The organism is Arthrobacter sp. TMS2-4, assembly GCF_054511075.1.
In genome coordinates, this window is sequence record NZ_JBTNDI010000007.1 from 17,297 (window position 1) to 32,750 (window position 15,454).

Annotated in this window: 14 protein-coding genes; 11 read left to right on the forward strand and 3 right to left on the reverse strand. The window is 70.3% G+C overall.

Translation table 11 applies throughout. From position 1 onward, the window contains the following. Positions 1 to 21: 21 nt before the first annotated feature. The 5 genes from ACX80F_RS10460 to ACX80F_RS10480 all read left to right on the forward strand — a co-directional run bounded on the left by ACX80F_RS10460 (position 22) and on the right by ACX80F_RS10480 (position 3,003). On the forward strand, positions 22 to 702 hold the full coding sequence (locus tag ACX80F_RS10460) for a type II secretion system F family protein (RefSeq protein ID WP_459336331.1): 681 nt from the start codon (positions 22 to 24) through the stop codon (positions 700 to 702). After that, complete coding sequence (locus tag ACX80F_RS10465; protein WP_459336332.1) at positions 699 to 1,391, forward strand: hypothetical protein; 693 nt, start codon at positions 699 to 701, stop codon at positions 1,389 to 1,391. Before ACX80F_RS10460 ends, ACX80F_RS10465 begins: the two co-directional genes overlap by 4 nt. Positions 1,392 to 1,794: 403 nt before the next feature. After that, complete coding sequence (locus ACX80F_RS10470; RefSeq protein WP_459336333.1) at positions 1,795 to 2,127, forward strand: DUF4244 domain-containing protein; 333 nt, start codon at positions 1,795 to 1,797, stop codon at positions 2,125 to 2,127. Next, positions 2,127 to 2,510, forward strand: a complete 384-nt coding sequence (locus ACX80F_RS10475) for a TadE/TadG family type IV pilus assembly protein (RefSeq protein ID WP_459336334.1) — start codon at positions 2,127 to 2,129, stop codon at positions 2,508 to 2,510. Before ACX80F_RS10470 ends, ACX80F_RS10475 begins: the two co-directional genes overlap by 1 nt. A 94-nt stretch (positions 2,511 to 2,604) precedes the next feature. Further along, complete coding sequence (locus ACX80F_RS10480) at positions 2,605 to 3,003, forward strand: Rv3654c family TadE-like protein (protein WP_459336335.1); 399 nt, start codon at positions 2,605 to 2,607, stop codon at positions 3,001 to 3,003. Between the two features lie 175 nt (positions 3,004 to 3,178). Here the strand turns inward: ACX80F_RS10480 and ACX80F_RS10485 are convergent, their stop codons facing one another. Both ACX80F_RS10485 and ACX80F_RS10490 read right to left on the reverse strand, forming a co-directional pair. Next, the gene (locus tag ACX80F_RS10485; RefSeq protein ID WP_459336336.1) at positions 3,179 to 5,659 is read right to left on the reverse strand and encodes a DEAD/DEAH box helicase; all 2,481 of its coding nucleotides are present in this window, start codon (positions 5,657 to 5,659) and stop codon (positions 3,179 to 3,181) included. 47 nt (positions 5,660 to 5,706) lie between these two features. Beyond that, the gene (locus ACX80F_RS10490; protein WP_459336337.1) at positions 5,707 to 6,357 is read right to left on the reverse strand and encodes a GNAT family N-acetyltransferase; all 651 of its coding nucleotides are present in this window, start codon (positions 6,355 to 6,357) and stop codon (positions 5,707 to 5,709) included. An 84-nt stretch (positions 6,358 to 6,441) separates the two neighbouring features. Between ACX80F_RS10490 and trhO the strand changes: the two genes are divergently transcribed. The 5 genes from trhO to ACX80F_RS10515 all read left to right on the forward strand — a co-directional run bounded on the left by trhO (position 6,442) and on the right by ACX80F_RS10515 (position 13,819). Further along, positions 6,442 to 7,368: an oxygen-dependent tRNA uridine(34) hydroxylase TrhO gene (gene trhO, locus ACX80F_RS10495; protein ID WP_459336338.1), complete on the forward strand. Its 927-nt coding sequence runs from the start codon at positions 6,442 to 6,444 to the stop codon at positions 7,366 to 7,368. Next, positions 7,368 to 9,080: a DUF7059 domain-containing protein gene (locus ACX80F_RS10500; protein WP_459336339.1), complete on the forward strand. Its 1,713-nt coding sequence runs from the start codon at positions 7,368 to 7,370 to the stop codon at positions 9,078 to 9,080. The genes trhO and ACX80F_RS10500 overlap by 1 nt, the downstream gene beginning before the upstream one ends. Before the next feature lie 120 nt (positions 9,081 to 9,200). Beyond that, positions 9,201 to 11,948 (forward strand): type I DNA topoisomerase, encoded by a 2,748-nt coding sequence (gene topA, locus ACX80F_RS10505; RefSeq protein ID WP_459336340.1) that lies wholly within the window; start codon positions 9,201 to 9,203, stop codon positions 11,946 to 11,948. A 58-nt stretch (positions 11,949 to 12,006) separates the two neighbouring features. After that, positions 12,007 to 13,020 (forward strand): Ppx/GppA phosphatase family protein, encoded by a 1,014-nt coding sequence (locus ACX80F_RS10510; protein ID WP_459336341.1) that lies wholly within the window; start codon positions 12,007 to 12,009, stop codon positions 13,018 to 13,020. Position 13,021: 1 nt separating this feature from the next. Then, entirely contained in the window at positions 13,022 to 13,819 is a 798-nt protein-coding gene (locus tag ACX80F_RS10515; RefSeq protein ID WP_459336342.1) for a sugar phosphate isomerase/epimerase family protein, read from the forward strand. Between the two features lie 93 nt (positions 13,820 to 13,912). On the opposite strand, the gene ACX80F_RS10520 is transcribed toward ACX80F_RS10515, so the two are convergent. Then, positions 13,913 to 14,794 (reverse strand): alpha/beta fold hydrolase, encoded by an 882-nt coding sequence (locus ACX80F_RS10520; protein WP_459336343.1) that lies wholly within the window; start codon positions 14,792 to 14,794, stop codon positions 13,913 to 13,915. A gap of 63 nt (positions 14,795 to 14,857) precedes the next feature. On the opposite strand from ACX80F_RS10520, the gene ACX80F_RS10525 reads away from it, so the two are divergent. Continuing rightward, complete coding sequence (locus tag ACX80F_RS10525; RefSeq protein WP_459336344.1) at positions 14,858 to 15,412, forward strand: TetR/AcrR family transcriptional regulator; 555 nt, start codon at positions 14,858 to 14,860, stop codon at positions 15,410 to 15,412. Positions 15,413 to 15,454: the final 42 nt, after the last annotated feature.

The following is a 15,454-nucleotide window of genomic DNA, read 5'->3' on the forward strand; positions in this document are numbered from 1 at the left end:
GTGCACCGGGCTGGTGCGGGAATGATCCCGACGGCAGGCTCCGCCCAGCAGTCGCGGAGCTACCTCGACGGCGTCCCGGGGCGCTCCCCTGCACACCGGACCGTCGACCCGCATGAGCTTCCGCTGTTCGTGCACCAGCTCGCGGGTCTGCTCCGCGCGGGACGCCCTCCGCATGTCCTGTGGGAGGACATGGAGCGTGTCCACGCGGACGGACGCACCGCCTTCGCGGGGACAGTGCTACCGGTGATCGCGACGGCCCGTCGGGCGGCCGAGCTCGGGCTGAGCGTCCCTGATGCCCTCCGTCAGGGGCTGCACGCCGGTCCCGGCACATCGAGGGGAGGCCGAACCAGCACACATGTCGACCGGATGTGGGTCGACCTCGCCGGGTGCCTGATCGTCGCGGAGCGGAGCGGCGCGCCCCTCGCCGGGATCCTCGAGCAGTACGCCGCGCAGCTCGACGCCCAGCTCGACAGCCTGGCGGCGCGTGAGACGGCGCTCGCCGGACCACGGGCCACGGTCGTCCTCCTGGCGTGGCTTCCGGCGGTGGGGCTGATCCTGGCCTTCGCCCTCGGCGTCAATCCGCTGGAGGTGCTCCTGGGGTCCGCACTGGGTCGGTTGGTACTCGCCACTGGCATCCTGCTCATGCTCGCGGCACGCCTCTGGTCCCGCCGCCTGGTCGGTCGAGTCGACGGCACGCCGTGATGGCGGGGCTGATCGTCGGCCTCCTCCTCGCCGCAGGGGCACTGGTGCTGACGGCACCGTCGGGCCGCCTGCAGCCCGTCAGCGACGCCCCGATGAAGACAGCGCTTCGCGGCGGCATCCAGGACGGCCCCCTCATCCTCGATCTGCTGGCCGCCGCGCTCTCCGCGGGAGCATCTGTCGAGAACGCGCTCCTGGTGGTCGGGGAAGCGTGCGATCCGGCCGTCGGCTCCGTGCTGACCCGGGTTCGTGCTGCCAGGCTCCTCGGTGCCTCCTGGGACGCCTCCTGGAATGCCGCGTGGACGGCCGGGGCAGCACACGAGGGCCTGTCCACCGTGCCTACCGGAGTGTCGCGGGCGGGCGGCCGGGGAGCCGATCGATGGGCTCCAGGCTCGCGACGTACAGCGCAGCGACCGGCACGTGGTCGGCGGATCCGCCGCCGACCCGATCCCGTGCCGACCATCGAGGACGTTCGCCAGGGCCTGCGGTTCGCCACCGCGACCGGGGCACCGTCCGCCGCGCTCCTGCATGCGCATGCAGCCCAGCTCCGACGACGGCACAACCGCGAGGTGGACAGGCGGGCCGCCGCGCTGGGCGTCAAGCTCGTCCTGCCGCTCGGCCTGTGTTCCCTGCCGGCGTTCATCTGCCTGGGCGTGGTCCCCGTGGTCCTGGGCCTGCTTCCCGACCTGTAGCCGGCCGTTCCGGACACCAGCTGCAGGAGGGACGCCGGGTTATCCACTTACCCGATCTTCCGCCCCTCGGCCGTCTCTCGGATCGACAGAGTGGGTTCAGCGACGACCGTCGCCCACCGCACGTGGGGAAGACCCCACACCGATGAAAGGGCATGCCATGTCGGCACAGACGCAGCATACGGAGGAACGGGGCTCGGCATTCAAGGCTCCTCATGTGGAGCCCAGGAACCCCGGCCGCGGTCGGAGCGGTGCGCTCACAGACCTTGCCGAGGACAGAGCTCAGGACGAAGCGTCGAGGAAGGGGCGGAGTGAGCCGGAGCCGTTGCCCGTGATGCCACCGGCGCCCCTCCGGCCCCCGACGCCCCAACGGTCCCCACGCGTCGGGGAGCGCCCGGGGAGCCCCGTGTCCGTCATCCAGTGGCCTCGGTCCGAGGGTGCTCGCACCGGGTCCGGGTCCGAGGTCGAGGTGGAGCGGTTCGGAGTCGGTGGACCCAGCCGGCGCACGGGCAGGTCGACGAGCCGGGCCGAGGCGCGACGGCGGCGGGCCAATGATCGGGTCATCGGGCAGGGCCGGGGGCGGACCACGGATCAGGAAGCCGGTATGGCAACGGCGGAGTACGCCATCGCCACGCTCGCCGCCGTCGGATTCGCCGCGCTTCTTGTCGCCGTCCTGTCGAGCGGCGAGATCAAGGGACTCCTGATGTCCCTCATCACCTCGGCGTTGAGCTTCGGGTGATGCGGACCGGCCAGGGCGGGGCCACCTGTGACGGCGGGGAGCCGACGACACCGGCCGGCGAGCAGCGGCGCTGCTCAGCGCCACGCGCCGGGGTGGCCGCGGGGATTCTCCACGCGGGGTGCACCCGGCGCGACCGGGCAGCGGGATCGCAGCGGGGATCCGTCACCGCCGAGGTCGCGGTCGTGCTTCCCGCCCTGATCGTCCTGCTCGCGTTCCTGCTCGCGACGGCCCACGTCGGTACCGTGCAGCTGCGCCTCGAAGAGGCTGCGCGGGCGGGAGCCCGCGAGGTGATGCGGGGCGAGAGCGGCGCAAGCGTACAACAGACGGTGCAACGCCTTGCCGGGCGCACCGCCACGGCGCAGGTGACGTCGGACGGGGACTGAACGACCATCGACGTCTCGGCGCGGGTGGAGGGTCCACTCGTGGAACTCATGGACATCGAACTGCACGCATCGGCATCGGGAAGGAAGGAGCAGAATGGGTGATCCACGGGGTGTCCGTCAGGGCCATGCCGTGCCGCGGGCACGCGTCGACTCCGAGCGAGGCGCCGGCACGATCCTGATGGGGGCACTCGCCCTCCTGGCGCTGCTGCTGGTTGCGACTGCAGCGCTCCTGCTGCAGGCTGCCTCGGCGGCTTCGAAGGCAGCGACGGCCGCTGACCTCGCGGCGCTCGCCGCCGCGGACACCGCACGGGGATTGTCCTCCGGGGACCCCTGTTCGGTGGCAGGCACGGTGGCGGACCTGCACGGCGCCGTGGTCACGGACTGCGAGATCGGCGCAACCGGACCGGGGACCGCCATCATCCGGGTGTCGGTGGACATACCGGGAGTGCTTCCGGACGCCGCCGGCGCGGCTCGGGCAGGCCCACCTCCCTGACGGCCGGACGCGGGTGCCCCGGCGGTCGACCTCCGAGGAGCCCTCCGACGGAGGCACCCCGCCTGCGCACCCGGCCACCCCGCCTGAGCACCCGGCCACCCCGCCTGCGCACCCGGCAATGTCCCCGGCAATGTGCCCGAGGGGGAGTCCGACGGATCCGTCGCGGCCCTCGACGTCAGGGTCCGGAGGTACTCGTACCCGGGTCCAGTTCCGACGGACTGTCGAGTGCCGACGGTGGGTCCAGTGCCGACGGTGCGTCCGGCCCTGACGGGGTGTCCACCCCGGACGGCGCGTCCGGGGTGGAGGTGCCGGGAAGGACGCCGTCGGAGGCGACGCTGCCTGCGGCCTGCTGCAGGATCAGGGACAGCACGGCCACGGCACCACCCTTGCTCAACGGGTTGTTCCGGTTGCCGCACTTCGGGGACTGGACGCAGGAGGGACAGCCGGACTCGCACTCGCAGGCTTCGATGGCGTCGCGGGTCGCCGACAGCCAGGTCCGGGCGGCCTCGAACCCCCGCTCGGCAAATCCGGCGCCCCCGGGATGGCCGTCGTACACGAAGATGGTCGGCAGGCCGGTGTCGGCATGCAGGGCCGTCGACACGCCCCCGATGTCCCAGCGGTCACTCGAGGCGACGAGCGGGAGCAGCCCGATCGCCGCGTGCTCCGCGGCGTGGAGCGCCCCCGGGAGCTCCTCGGCGAGAATTCCTTCGGCCTCCAGCAGTTCCGGGCTGATCTCGAACCACACGCTTTTCGTGAACAGGTCGCGGGCCGCCAGGTCGAGCGGCTCCTCGCCGAGGATCTCGTTCGAGGAGAAGGCCTTGCGCTGGAAGGACACCACCTGGGTCGTCACCTTCACGTCCCCGAAATTCACGAGGACGCCGCCCCACAGGCTGCTCACGTCCCGCTCGATGACCTCGATCTGCGTGACGTCCCGCGCCTGCGTGTAGTAGTCCGGGTGGGCCCGTGCCACCACGGCACAGTGGTCCTGCTCGTCGAGGTCCTGGACGACGTAGGTCCGGCCCTGATGCACGTACACGGCGCCGGGGTGGGCCTGATAGTGGCTCTGCGCTGAGTCCATCGTCCCGAGAAGGGTGCCGGATTCGGCCTCGACGATGTTGATCGGACCGCCGCCGTCGGCCCGGAGGTTGACCATCCCGGCGGCACTCTGGGGGTGCGTCCAGAACCATCCGGCGGGCCGGCGCCGCAGGAAGCCCTGCTCGCACAGCGTGCCCAGCAGGTCCTCCGAGGTAGGCCCGAACAGGGGAAGGTCCTTCTCTGTCAGCGGCAGTTCGGCCGCGGCGGCGCACAGGTGCGGGCCGAGCACGTAGGGATTCGACGGATCGAAGACGGTCGCTTCGACGGCGAGATCGAACACCGCTTCCGGGTGGTGGACGAGATAGGTGTCCAGGGGGTCGTCGCTCGCCACGAAAGCCGCGAGGGCGTCCTGGCCGGAGCGGCCCGCCCGGCCGATCTGCTGCATCAGCGACGCGCGGGTTCCGGGCCACCCCGCCACGAGGACGGCGTCGAGGCCGGAGATGTCGATCCCGAGTTCCAGAGCCGAGGTGCTCGCCACACCCAGCAGTTCGCCGCTCCGCAGCGACGCCTCGAGGGCGCGCCGCTCCTCCGGCAGGTACCCGGAGCGGTACGCGGCGATGCGGTGCGGCAGGCTCGGGTGCACGTCCTCGAGCATCCGCCGCGAGGTCTGGGCAATGCTCTCCGCGCCCCGTCGTGACTTGATGAACGCGATGGTCCGTACGGAGGAGGAGACGAGGTTGGCCAGGAGGTCCGAGGTCTCGGCGATCACGGTCCGCCGGGTCGGGGCCCCGTTCTCGCCCTTCCGGCCGGTGAGCTGCGGTTCCCAGAACGCGACCGTCGTGGAACCATGCGGCGAGCTGTCCCGGTCGACGGCGCGCGCCGGGGCGCCGATCAGCTTCCCGAACGACGCGGCGGGCTCCGCCGACGTCGCGGACGCCCCGATGAACACGGGATCCGCGCCGTAGCTCGCACAGACGCGCCGCAGGCGCCGCAGGAGATTCGCGACGTGGGACCCGAACACGCCCCGGTAGCTGTGGGCCTCGTCGATGATCACGTACTTCAGCCGCCGGAAGAACCGCGCCCACCAGGTGTGGTTCGGCAGGATGCCGTAGTGGAGCATGTCGGGATTCGCGAGGACCAGGTTGGCGTGGTCGCGGATCCAGCGGCGGGCCCCCGACTCGGTGTCGCCGTCGTAGGTCTCGGCGCGGACGGTGGGCAGGCCCAGCGCGTTGACGGCCGAGAGCTGGTCGGCGGCCAGCGCCTTCGTGGGAGCCAGGTACAGGGAGACGGCCCCGGTGGGCGCCAGTGTCGCGCGGTCCAGCAGTTCGCTGCGGTGGATCTCGTCGAGCACCGGCAGCTGGTAGCAGAGGGACTTCCCGGACGCGGTCCCGGTCGCGATGATGGTGTGCTCGCCGTCGTGGGCGGAGTTGGCCCCCTCCACCTGGTGACGCCAGGGCTGGTGGACGCCGCGCCGGGTGAACGCCTCGACGACGTCGGGGTGCGCCCAGACGGGCCACGGGGCGTGCTCGGCGTCGCGGGCCGGGATCTCACGGACATGCAGCAGCTGCTCGGGGTCGGGTCCACCCCCGAGCAGCGGGATGAGGGAATCGCGCGCAGCCACCGGGCCATTCTTCCATCGGCGGTCCGCAAGAACGGTGGATAGGCGGCTTATCCTCTGATGACGAACACATCGGCGAGGTACTCCCAGTCGAGGAACTCGTAGAGTGCGCGGCCGTCGGCCGAGGCCATGAGCAGGCCGGTGGTGACGTCGTCCTCCAGGACCCCCGCGGTGAGTGCGCGCATGACGAAGCTGCCCAGTCCCCGCCGGCGGAAGGCCTCCTCGGTGATGATCCGGTCGTAGACCGCGTAGTCGCCCACGGTCACCACGGACCCGCGGGCCGCGAGTTCCCCGTGGGCGCGTACCAGCACGCGGCGGCAGGCGCCGTCGGCGGTACGCTCCAGCGTGTAGCCGTCACCGGGAGGGCGCGGATCCTCGACGTCCTGCCCGCTCATGTCGACGCTCATCAGGGCCTGCTGTCGGTCGGTGATCCGCATACCCAGCGGGTTCGCGGCGTCGATCAGCTCCCGCATCCGGTTGGTGACGACCATCAGGATCCGCGTGGGATCCTGTTTCGTCTCGGCGGCGAGTTCGAGGAACTGCTCGGTAGTCGGCTCGAACAGGAAATGTTCGGTCTGGTTCTGCTCATCCGTGAGCACGACGGACGTGCTTCGTCCGTCGTCATGACGCTCGTACCCCCGGCACGTGGACCATCCAGTGATCCAGGTCTGGAAAAGTTGCTTGTCTGCATGGGCGTTCATGGGTTGACGATAGTTGTCCGGCGGCGCCGATGACATAGGAAGTTTCGACGTGGCGGTTTTTAGTCGCACCGTAGGCTTTGAACCGTGTCGATGAACCGGATTGCCCTCTACTACGCCTTCACGCCCCTGCCCGATCCCGAAGCCGTCAGGCTGTGGCAACGGGCCCTCTGCGAGAAGTGGGGGCTGCGCGGCAGGATCCTCATCTCGAAGGACGGGATCAACGGCACCGTGGGCGGCGAGATCGGTGCGGTGAAGCAGTACGTCAGGACCACGCGCGAGTATCCGGCGTTCAAGGGCCTGGAGATCAAGTGGTCAGACGGGGGCGCGGAGGACTTCCCGCGGCTCAGCGTCAGGGTGCGTGACGAGATCGTCTCGTTCGGCGCCCCGGGCGAGCTGAAGGTCGACGAGAACGGCGTCGTGGGCGGCGGCGTCCACCTGGCGCCGGAAGAACTGCACGCGCTCGTCGACGCCAGGCGCGAGGTGGGGGAGGAGGTCGTCTTCTTCGACGGGCGCAACGCGCTCGAGGCGCAGATCGGCCGTTTCAAGGGCGCCGTCGTCCCCGACGTCCGCACGACGCACGACTTCGTCCGGGAACTCGATTCGGGCAAGTACGACGACCTGAAGGACAAGCCCGTGGTCACCTACTGCACGGGCGGCATCCGCTGCGAGGTGCTCTCCAGCCTCATGATCAACCGGGGCTTCCAGGAGGTCTACCAGCTCGACGGCGGGATCGTCCGGTACGGCGAGAAGTACCGGGACGCCGGGCTGTGGGAGGGCTCGCTGTACGTCTTCGACAAGAGGATGCACCTCGAATTCAGCGACGACGCCGTGACGATCGGCAAGTGCGTGCGCTGCCAGGCGCCGACCAGCACCTTCGAGAACTGCTCGAACCAGTCCTGCCGCAACCTCACCCTGTTCTGCGCCTCATGCGCGGCCGATTCCTCGACCCTGCGTTGCCCCCAGGGCTGTGAGCCGGACGAGGCCGAAGCGACGGCCGCGGGCGCCGCGTGATGCCGGTGGAGGCCCCGGCCTGGCCGGAGTTCGCCGACGACGTCGCGTCCGCGCCGTCGAGCCGTGACCTCGCGTCGCTCGCGGTCCTCGCCGAGGACCTGGGAGCCCTCGACTACACCGTCGAAGGTGTCGAGGGCTTCCTCGGCGCGGCGGCGTACGCGGCCCTCGGCCGGGGCCAGCTCGTCCCGGCGCTGCTGGCATCGCGTCGCCGTACCGATGCGGAGGATGCGCGTGCCACGCCCGTCCTGCTGTGGTTGCTCGGCGAGACCGTGACGGAGCAGGACCTCGTACGGGCCTTCCCCGGCAGCGGCGTGGCGGGCCTCGAACAGCTGAGGCTCATCGAGCGCGCGCCGGACAGCGCGCCGGACAGCGCGCTGGACAACGCGCCGGAGCGCGCGTCGGACAACGCGACGGACAACACGACGGACCGCGCCCCGGCGCCGCCGGCAGCGCCCCGCTGGCGTGCCGTCGTCGAGCTCCGCCCGTACGGTTCGGACGTCGGGGGGAATCTCTGGGTGGCGAGCGACCTCGGCTCCGAGCAACGCCCCGGCCCGCTGCGCCACGACCACGTCCTCGGGATCGGCGGCGCCTCGCTGACCCTCGCGCAGACCGTCATGAGGACGCCGGTCGATCGGGCGCTGGATCTGGGGACGGGCTGTGGCATCCAGGCCTTCCACCTCCTGGCCCATGCCGGCCACGTGACGGTGACCGATATCTCGGACCGGGCCCTGGCCTTCGCCCGCTTCAACCTCCTCCTGAACGCGCCCGCACTGGACATCGATCCGCGTCGGCCCGGCACGCGGGTCAGCCTCCGCCGCGGCAGCCTCCTCGAGCCCGTCCGCGGGGACGAGTTCGACCTCGTGGTGTCCAACCCGCCCTTCGTCATCACGCCGCGCACCGGCACCCCTGACACGTCCTACACCTACCGCGACGGCGGGCTGGCAGGTGATGCGATCGTCGAGACGCTGGTCCGGGGGCTACCGGACGTCCTCGCGCCGGGCGGGGCTGCGCAGCTGCTCGGCAACTGGGAGATCACCGAAGGAACCCCGTGGGACCGCCGCATCCGCGGGTTCGTGCCTCCCGGCGTCGACGCATGGATCATCCAGCGCGAGCAACTGACGCCGGTGCAGTACGCCGAGACGTGGCTGCGGGACGCTGCCGAGAATCGCGACCGCGGCGCCTATGTGGCGGGCTTCGCCGCCTACCTCGCCGACTTCGCCGCCCGCGACGTCGAGGGCATCGGCTTCGGGTCCGTCTGGCTGAGGCGCCCCCGGACCCCCAGCGACCTCGTGCGGGTGACGCTCGAGGAGATCACCCACGACATCGAACAGCCCGTGGGCCCGCACCTCGCCGCGGCGATCGGCCGCAGCGACTGGCTCGCAGCCCACACCGAGCAGGCCGCCTCCGGGATAGGCATCGCCGACGAGTTCCTGCTCGTCGCCGAGGACGTCACCGAGGAACGCCACCAGCGGCCCGGCGCCGAACATCCCGGCGTCATCCTGTTGCGGCAGGGTGCCGGCCTCCGGCGAACGAGCCTGCTCAGCACCGAACTGGCCGGGTTCGCGTCCGCGTGCGACGGCGATCTCACGGCCGGGCAGATCGCGGGGGCCCTCGCCATGCTGCTCGACAGGCCCGACGCCGCGTTCACCTCGGAGTTGCTGCTCGACGTCGAGCAACTCGTCCGCGAGGGCTTCCTCCTTCCAGCCTCCTGAGACCTGCCATTAGTCTTGTGCAGGTACTCATGGCGCATACTGTGAGGTGAGCCCGGCAGCGGGATCCGGACCGGACACCCAGGATCTGCCGCGGCATCGACCCGTATATATAGGAGAGAAGTGCCGACCAAGGCCACGGACAAGAAGCACGGCAAGAAGCTCGTCATCGTTGAGTCCCCCAGCAAGATCAAGAGCATCTCGGGCTATCTCGGCGAGGGTTTCCAGGTCGCCGCGTCCATGGGACACATCCGGGACCTCCCCCAGCCGTCCGACCTTCCCGCCGAGCTGAAGAAGTCCTCGGTGGGCAAGTTCGCGGTGGACCTCGACAAGGACTTCGAGCCCTACTACGTCGTCTCCCCCGAGAAGCGGAAGACCGTCGCCGAGCTCAAGGCCGCCCTGAAGGACGCCGACGAGCTCTACCTCGCCACCGATAACGACCGCGAGGGCGAAGCCATCGCCTGGCACCTGCTGCAGGTCCTCAAGCCGAAGGTCCCCGTGTATCGGCTGACCTTCGGGGAGATCACCAAGGAGGCAGTGACGCGCGCCATGGGCGAACTGCGGGACGTCGACATCCCCATGGTCGACGCCCAGGAGACCCGGCGCATCCTCGACCGCCTGTACGGCTACGAGATCTCCCCCGTGCTGTGGCGCAAGGTGGCCCGCGGTCTCTCCGCAGGCCGCGTGCAGTCCGTCGCGACCCGCCTCGTGGTGGAGCGGGAGCGGGAGCGCATGGCGTTCCGCACGGCGTCGTACTGGGACCTGACCGGCACGTTCACGCCCGAGGACGCGGCCAAGGGCAGCACCTTCCCGGCCAAGCTCGTGGCCGTCGACGGCAGCCGGGTCGCCTCCGGCAAGGACTTCTCGGACCGCGGCGAGCTGAAGGCCGCGAACGTCGTCCGTCTGGACGAGGAGGCCGCCCGCTCGCTCGCCACCGGGCTCGAGAGCGCCGCCTTCGCGGTGCGTTCCCTCGAGACCAAGCCCTATACGCGCCGTCCCGCCGCGCCGTTCACGACGTCGACCCTTCAGCAGGAGGCTGCCCGCAAGCTGCGGTTCAGCTCGAAGGTCACCATGCAGGTGGCGCAGCGGCTGTACGAGAACGGCTACATCACCTACATGCGTACCGACTCGTCGGCGCTCTCGGACCAGGCCATCAACGCCGCCCGCCGCCAGGCCTCGGAGCTGTACGGTCCCGAGTACGTGCCCGAATCCCGGCGCGTCTACAAGGGCAAGGCCAAGAACGCGCAGGAGGCCCACGAGGCCATCCGTCCTGCCGGCGACTCCTTCCGGACCCCCGCCCAGGTGGCCCAGTCCCTGCGCGGTGACGAGTTCCGCCTGTACGAACTGATCTGGAAGCGCACCGTCGCCTCCCAGATGGCCGACGCCAAGGGCTCGACGGCGTCACTGCGCCTCGGCGCAAGGAGCGCGGACGGCCGGGACGCGGAGTTCGCGGCTTCCGGCACCGTCATCACCTTCCGCGGCTTCATGGCCGCCTACGAGGAGGGTCGCGACGCGGGCCGCGACGAAGACGGGAGCGACGGCGACGCCCAGGGCACGCGCCTGCCCAACGTCGCCAAGGGCGATGCGCTCGGCGCGACGGCGATCGAGGCCCTCGGCCACGAGACGTCGCCGCCCCCGCGCTACACGGAGGCCTCGCTCGTCAAGGTGCTCGACGAGCGAGGCATCGGCCGCCCGTCGACGTACGCCGCGACGATGTCCACCATCATGGACCGCGGCTACGTCCGCACCCGCGGCCAGGCCCTGGTGCCGAGCTGGATCGCGTTCTCGGTGGTGCGCCTGCTCGAGGAGCACTTCAACGACTACGTGGACTACGACTTCACCGCCGAGCTGGAAGAGGACCTCGACCGCATCTCGCGTGGCGAGACGGGTCGCGTCGAGTGGCTCAACAGCTTCTACTACGGGGACCGCAAGGACACCGGGCTGCACACCATCGTCAACGATCTCGGTGAGATCGACGCGCGCAGCATCAACTCGGTGGAGATCGCCGAGGGGATCACGCTACGGGTCGGCAAGTTCGGGCCGTACCTGGAGAAGCCGTTGCCGGCCGACGCCCCCGAGGGCACGGAACCGCAGCGCGCCAACGTCCCCGAGGATCTCGCGCCCGACGAGCTGACGGCGGAGAAGGCCATCGAGCTGATGGAGGCGCCGACGTCGCAGGAGCGCGTCCTCGGCACCGACCCGGAAACCGGACGGACCATCGTGGCACGCGACGGCCGCTACGGACCGTACGTGATCGAACTGATCACCGAGCCGACGGCGGAGGAACTCGCCAGCCAGCCCGTCGAGTACTACAAGAACGGCAAGCCCAAGCCGCCGAAGAAGCCCGCCAAGGTCAAGCCCCGCACCGGGTCGCTCTTCAAGTCGATGTCGGTGGACACCGTGACCCTCGAGGACGCCCTCAGGCTCATGAACCTGCCGCGGGTCCTCGGCACGGACGAGGAGGGCAAGGAGGTCACGGTGCAGAACGGCCGGTTCGGCCCCTACCTGAAGAAGGGCAGCGACTCCCGGTCCATCGGCTCGGAGGAGGAGATCTTCACGATCACCCTCGACCAGGCGCTGGAGATCTACAAGCAGCCCAAGCAGCGCGGCGGCCGGACCGTCACGCCGCCGCTGGCCGAGTTCGGCGACGACCCGGTGAGCGAGAAGCCGATCGTGGTGAAGGACGGCCGCTTCGGCCCCTACATCACCGACGGCGACACGAACATCACCGTTCCCGGCTCCATGGCGATCGAGGAACTGACACGCGAACAGGCGATCGACATGCTCGCCGAGAAGCGTGCCAAGGGACCGGCCCCCAAGAAGACGACCCGCCGGGCGCCCGCGAAGCGCAAGGTCGCCGCAGGAAAGTGACCCGAAGGGCACGGCAGGCACACATGTTGGCGGGGAATGATCTGGAAGCGCAGGAACGATGCGGCTAGGCGTACTGGACATAGGCTCGAACACGGTTCATCTGCTCCTTGTGGATGCCCACCCCGGGGGGCGACCCGTGCCTTTCGCGAGCCACAAGAGGCCCCTGCAGCTCGTGGCCTACCTCGAGGAGGACGGCGGCATCTCGCGGCAGGGACAGGACGAGCTCGTCGGTTTCGTCCGTGAGGCCCGCGCGTTCGCGGCAGGCCACGACGCCGAGGATTTCCTGGCGTTCTGCACCTCGGCGATCCGGGAGGCCGCCAATGGTCGCGAGGTCCTCGACCGTGTGCGCCGGGAGACCGGCGTCGACCTCCAGGAGCTGTCCGGGGACCAGGAGGCCGCGGTGACCTTCCAGGCCGTGCGCCGCTGGTACGGCTGGGGCTCGGAATCCATCCTCAATCTCGACATCGGCGGCGGCTCCTTCGAGATGGCCATGGGCACGGACGAGCTGCCCGAGGTGGCCCTCTCCGTCCCGCTCGGCGCGGGGAGGCTCACGCGCGACTGGCTGCACGGGGACCCGCCGTCGGCCAGGAACGTGAAGGAGCTCCGCCGCTACATCCGGGCGACCCTGCGGGAGGCCGTTCCCCAGTTCGCGCACCTCGGCACCCCCCACCTGGTGGCCGGCACCTCGAAGACCTTCCGCTCCCTGGCCCGGATGGCAGGGGCCGCGCCGTCGGCCGCCGGGCCCTTCGTCCGGCGCGAACTGCGCCTCGAGGATCTCGGCCTCTGGACCAGGCGGCTCGCGGCCATGACCGTGGAGGACCGCACCCACCTCGACGGCGTCTCGGAGCTGCGCGCCCCGCAGGTGCTCGCCGGCGCACTCGTGGCCGAGGCCGCGCTCGACCTGTTCAGCGTCTCGTCGATCAGCATCTGCCCGTGGGCGCTGCGCGAGGGACTGCTGCTCAGGCGCTTCGACGCGAAGATGTTCGACGCCGACGAACCCCTCCCGGGAACCGGGGTGGGGCATACCCAGCTCGACGCGACGCCGCGTTCCCCTGTCGCGCGGGGGGCCTGACGTGTCCCGCGCCGACAGCCTGCCCTCGATCCCCGTCGCCCTCTCCAGCGCGTCGGTCTACCCCCTCGCCGTCCACGACGCGTTCGCGCTGGCCCAGGACCTCGGGTACGACGGCGTCGAGGTGATGGTCACCAACAACTCGGTCAGCCAGGACCCGGGCCAGCTCTCCTCGCTCAGCGACCGCTACGAGCTCCCGATCCTCGCCATCCACGCCCCCACCCTGCTCCTGACCCAGCAGGTGTGGGGCAAGGCCTGGACGAAGATCGAGATGTCCGCGGCGATGGCCGCTGAGGTGGGTGCCTCGACCGTCGTGACCCATCCGCCGTTCCGCTGGCAGACGGGGTACGCCGAGGAGTTCCCCGAGGGCATCGCGCGCATCGCGACCGAGTACGGCGTCGACATCGCCGTCGAGAACATGTATCCGTGGAAGGTGCGCGGCCGCGAGGCGAAGGCGTACCTGCCGCACTGGAACCCCATCCCCGAGCCGTACGAGCGGATCACCTGGGACTTCTCCCACGCGGCGATCGCCGGCATGGACTCCTTCGAGGAGATCAGGACGCTCGGCAGCAGGCTCGCACACGTGCACCTGACCGACGGGACGCCCAACGGCAGGGACGAACACCTCCTCCCCGGCCAGGGCCAGCAGCGGTGCGCGGAGGCGCTGGCCCACCTCGCGGCGTCGGAGTGGGACGGCGTGGTCGCCGTCGAGGTCAGTACGCGCCGCGCCAAGGCCGCCGGTGAGCGCGAGGACTGGCTCGCGGAAACCCTGCGGTTCGCCCGGGAGCACCTGAGCCACTGACGCTCGGACGGCTCGGATCGCGGAATTGGTCGGGAACCGCGAAGTCCCGGCGGAAGGTCGGCAGGAAGCAGTTGCCGCGACACGCTCCGGGCCTCAGCCGGCGCGTTCGAACCAGTCGAGTGCGAGGTCGGCGACCGCGGCGGGGGCGTCGTCGGTGATGAAGTGCGCGGCATCGTCGACGAACGCGAACTCGACGCGATCGGCGTACCGCTCCTTGTCGCGGCAGATGCGGCGTAGGACCTGCTCGGTCCACGGATAGTCCCTGCGGCCGTACACGACGAGGGTCGGCACCGTGAGTCGACGGCGGCGGTAGACGCCACGCATCATGCGCATTGCCTCGGGGAGGACCATTCCGCGGGTGAGCTGACGCACAGCGTCATCGATGTCGGGCTGGTGCAGTGGCGCGAGATGGCTTTCGACGGTTGCCTCGGACATCGGGTGGGCCGCGTATGCGTCCGAGAAGACGCCGCGTAGCGAGGCGCCCGGACGGTGCCAGATGAAGGGGGGCAGGTGCCGGAAACCTGGGATGATCCTCGGGCTGAACCTGAAGAAGGCCGGCGGCACCGCGAGTTGCACCGCCGTTCGAATCCGCTCGGGGTGGTCGTAGGCCAACTGCATGGCGGTGATGACGCCCATGTCGTGGGAGACGATGTGCGCGCGGTCGATGCCGAGGGCCTCGAAGAGGGCGAGCAGGTCGCGGAGCCGTGTCTCGCGTTCCACCCGGGGGTCGTCCGCCACTGTCCAGCCGGCACCCCGCAGGTCGGGGCACAGAACCCGGTAGCCGCGAGCGGCGATGACCGGTGCTATCGCACTCCACTGCCACCAGTGCTCAGGGAATCCGTGCAACAGCACGACGGGCTCGCCTTCGCCGACTACTGCGACATGCGTCCGCAAGCCGGGAGTCTCGATGACGACATGATGGAAGCCGACGGCGTCGGGTAACGGCGGCACCCAGGTAGAGGCAGGCGTTGACATGGCGACCTCCTTCGTGCGGCGGAGATACTATGTTCATAGTAGAACGCTCGAGAGGGGGTGTCCATGCCGGCGACCACCCGCGAGCGCTCACTCAGGGCGGCCGTGGACTTGCTCGGTACGGAGGGGGTGCGCGCGTTGAGCCACGCGCGGGTCGACGAACGAGCAGGTCTGCCGTCCGGGTCCACATCCAACTGGTTCCGCACCCGCCGGGCGCTGCTCGGGGGCGTGGTCGACTGGATCGCGGAGTGCGAACGAGCCGACTTCGACCCGACCACGCTGCTCGCCGTTACGGGATCCGACGGACTCGTCGAGGGCCTGTGCGCCATGGTCGAACTGCAGGCCGGGAAGTTCGCCGTGAGGACGCGAGCACGTCATGCCCTCTTCCTCGAACTCGCCGGTGAGCCTGAACTCGGCGAGCCGCTGCGACGGCAACGCCGCGAGTTCGAGAGGTGGACCGAGGCAATCGTGACAGCCGTCGGCATCTCCGACCCGGCGCCGGCGACCCGCGCGCTCATGGCGCTCGGCGAAGGACTGCTCCTCCACAGGCTCACCGTCGACCCCGAGCTCGACATCCGCCCTGCTATTGAACGCACGGTGCACGCCCTCGCGGTCTACTGACCTGACGATCAGCCACCGGAGGTTCGACACCGCCGGAGCAGC

Excerpts from the sequence above, each read along its gene's own strand:
- ACX80F_RS10480 (WP_459336335.1), top strand. The coding sequence starts at position 2,605 with ATGGGTGATCCACGGGGTGTCCGTCAGGGCCATGCCGTGCCGCGGGCA.
- ACX80F_RS10460 (WP_459336331.1), top strand. The coding sequence starts at position 22 with ATGATCCCGACGGCAGGCTCCGCCCAGCAGTCGCGGAGCTACCTCGAC.
- ACX80F_RS10500 (WP_459336339.1), top strand. The coding sequence starts at position 7,368 with ATGCCGGTGGAGGCCCCGGCCTGGCCGGAGTTCGCCGACGACGTCGCG.
- ACX80F_RS10520 (WP_459336343.1), bottom strand. The coding sequence starts at position 14,794 with ATGTCAACGCCTGCCTCTACCTGGGTGCCGCCGTTACCCGACGCCGTC.
- ACX80F_RS10510 (WP_459336341.1), top strand. The coding sequence starts at position 12,007 with ATGCGGCTAGGCGTACTGGACATAGGCTCGAACACGGTTCATCTGCTC.
- ACX80F_RS10490 (WP_459336337.1), bottom strand. The coding sequence starts at position 6,357 with ATGAACGCCCATGCAGACAAGCAACTTTTCCAGACCTGGATCACTGGA.
- ACX80F_RS10475 (WP_459336334.1), top strand. The coding sequence starts at position 2,127 with ATGCGGACCGGCCAGGGCGGGGCCACCTGTGACGGCGGGGAGCCGACG.
- ACX80F_RS10525 (WP_459336344.1), top strand. The coding sequence starts at position 14,858 with ATGCCGGCGACCACCCGCGAGCGCTCACTCAGGGCGGCCGTGGACTTG.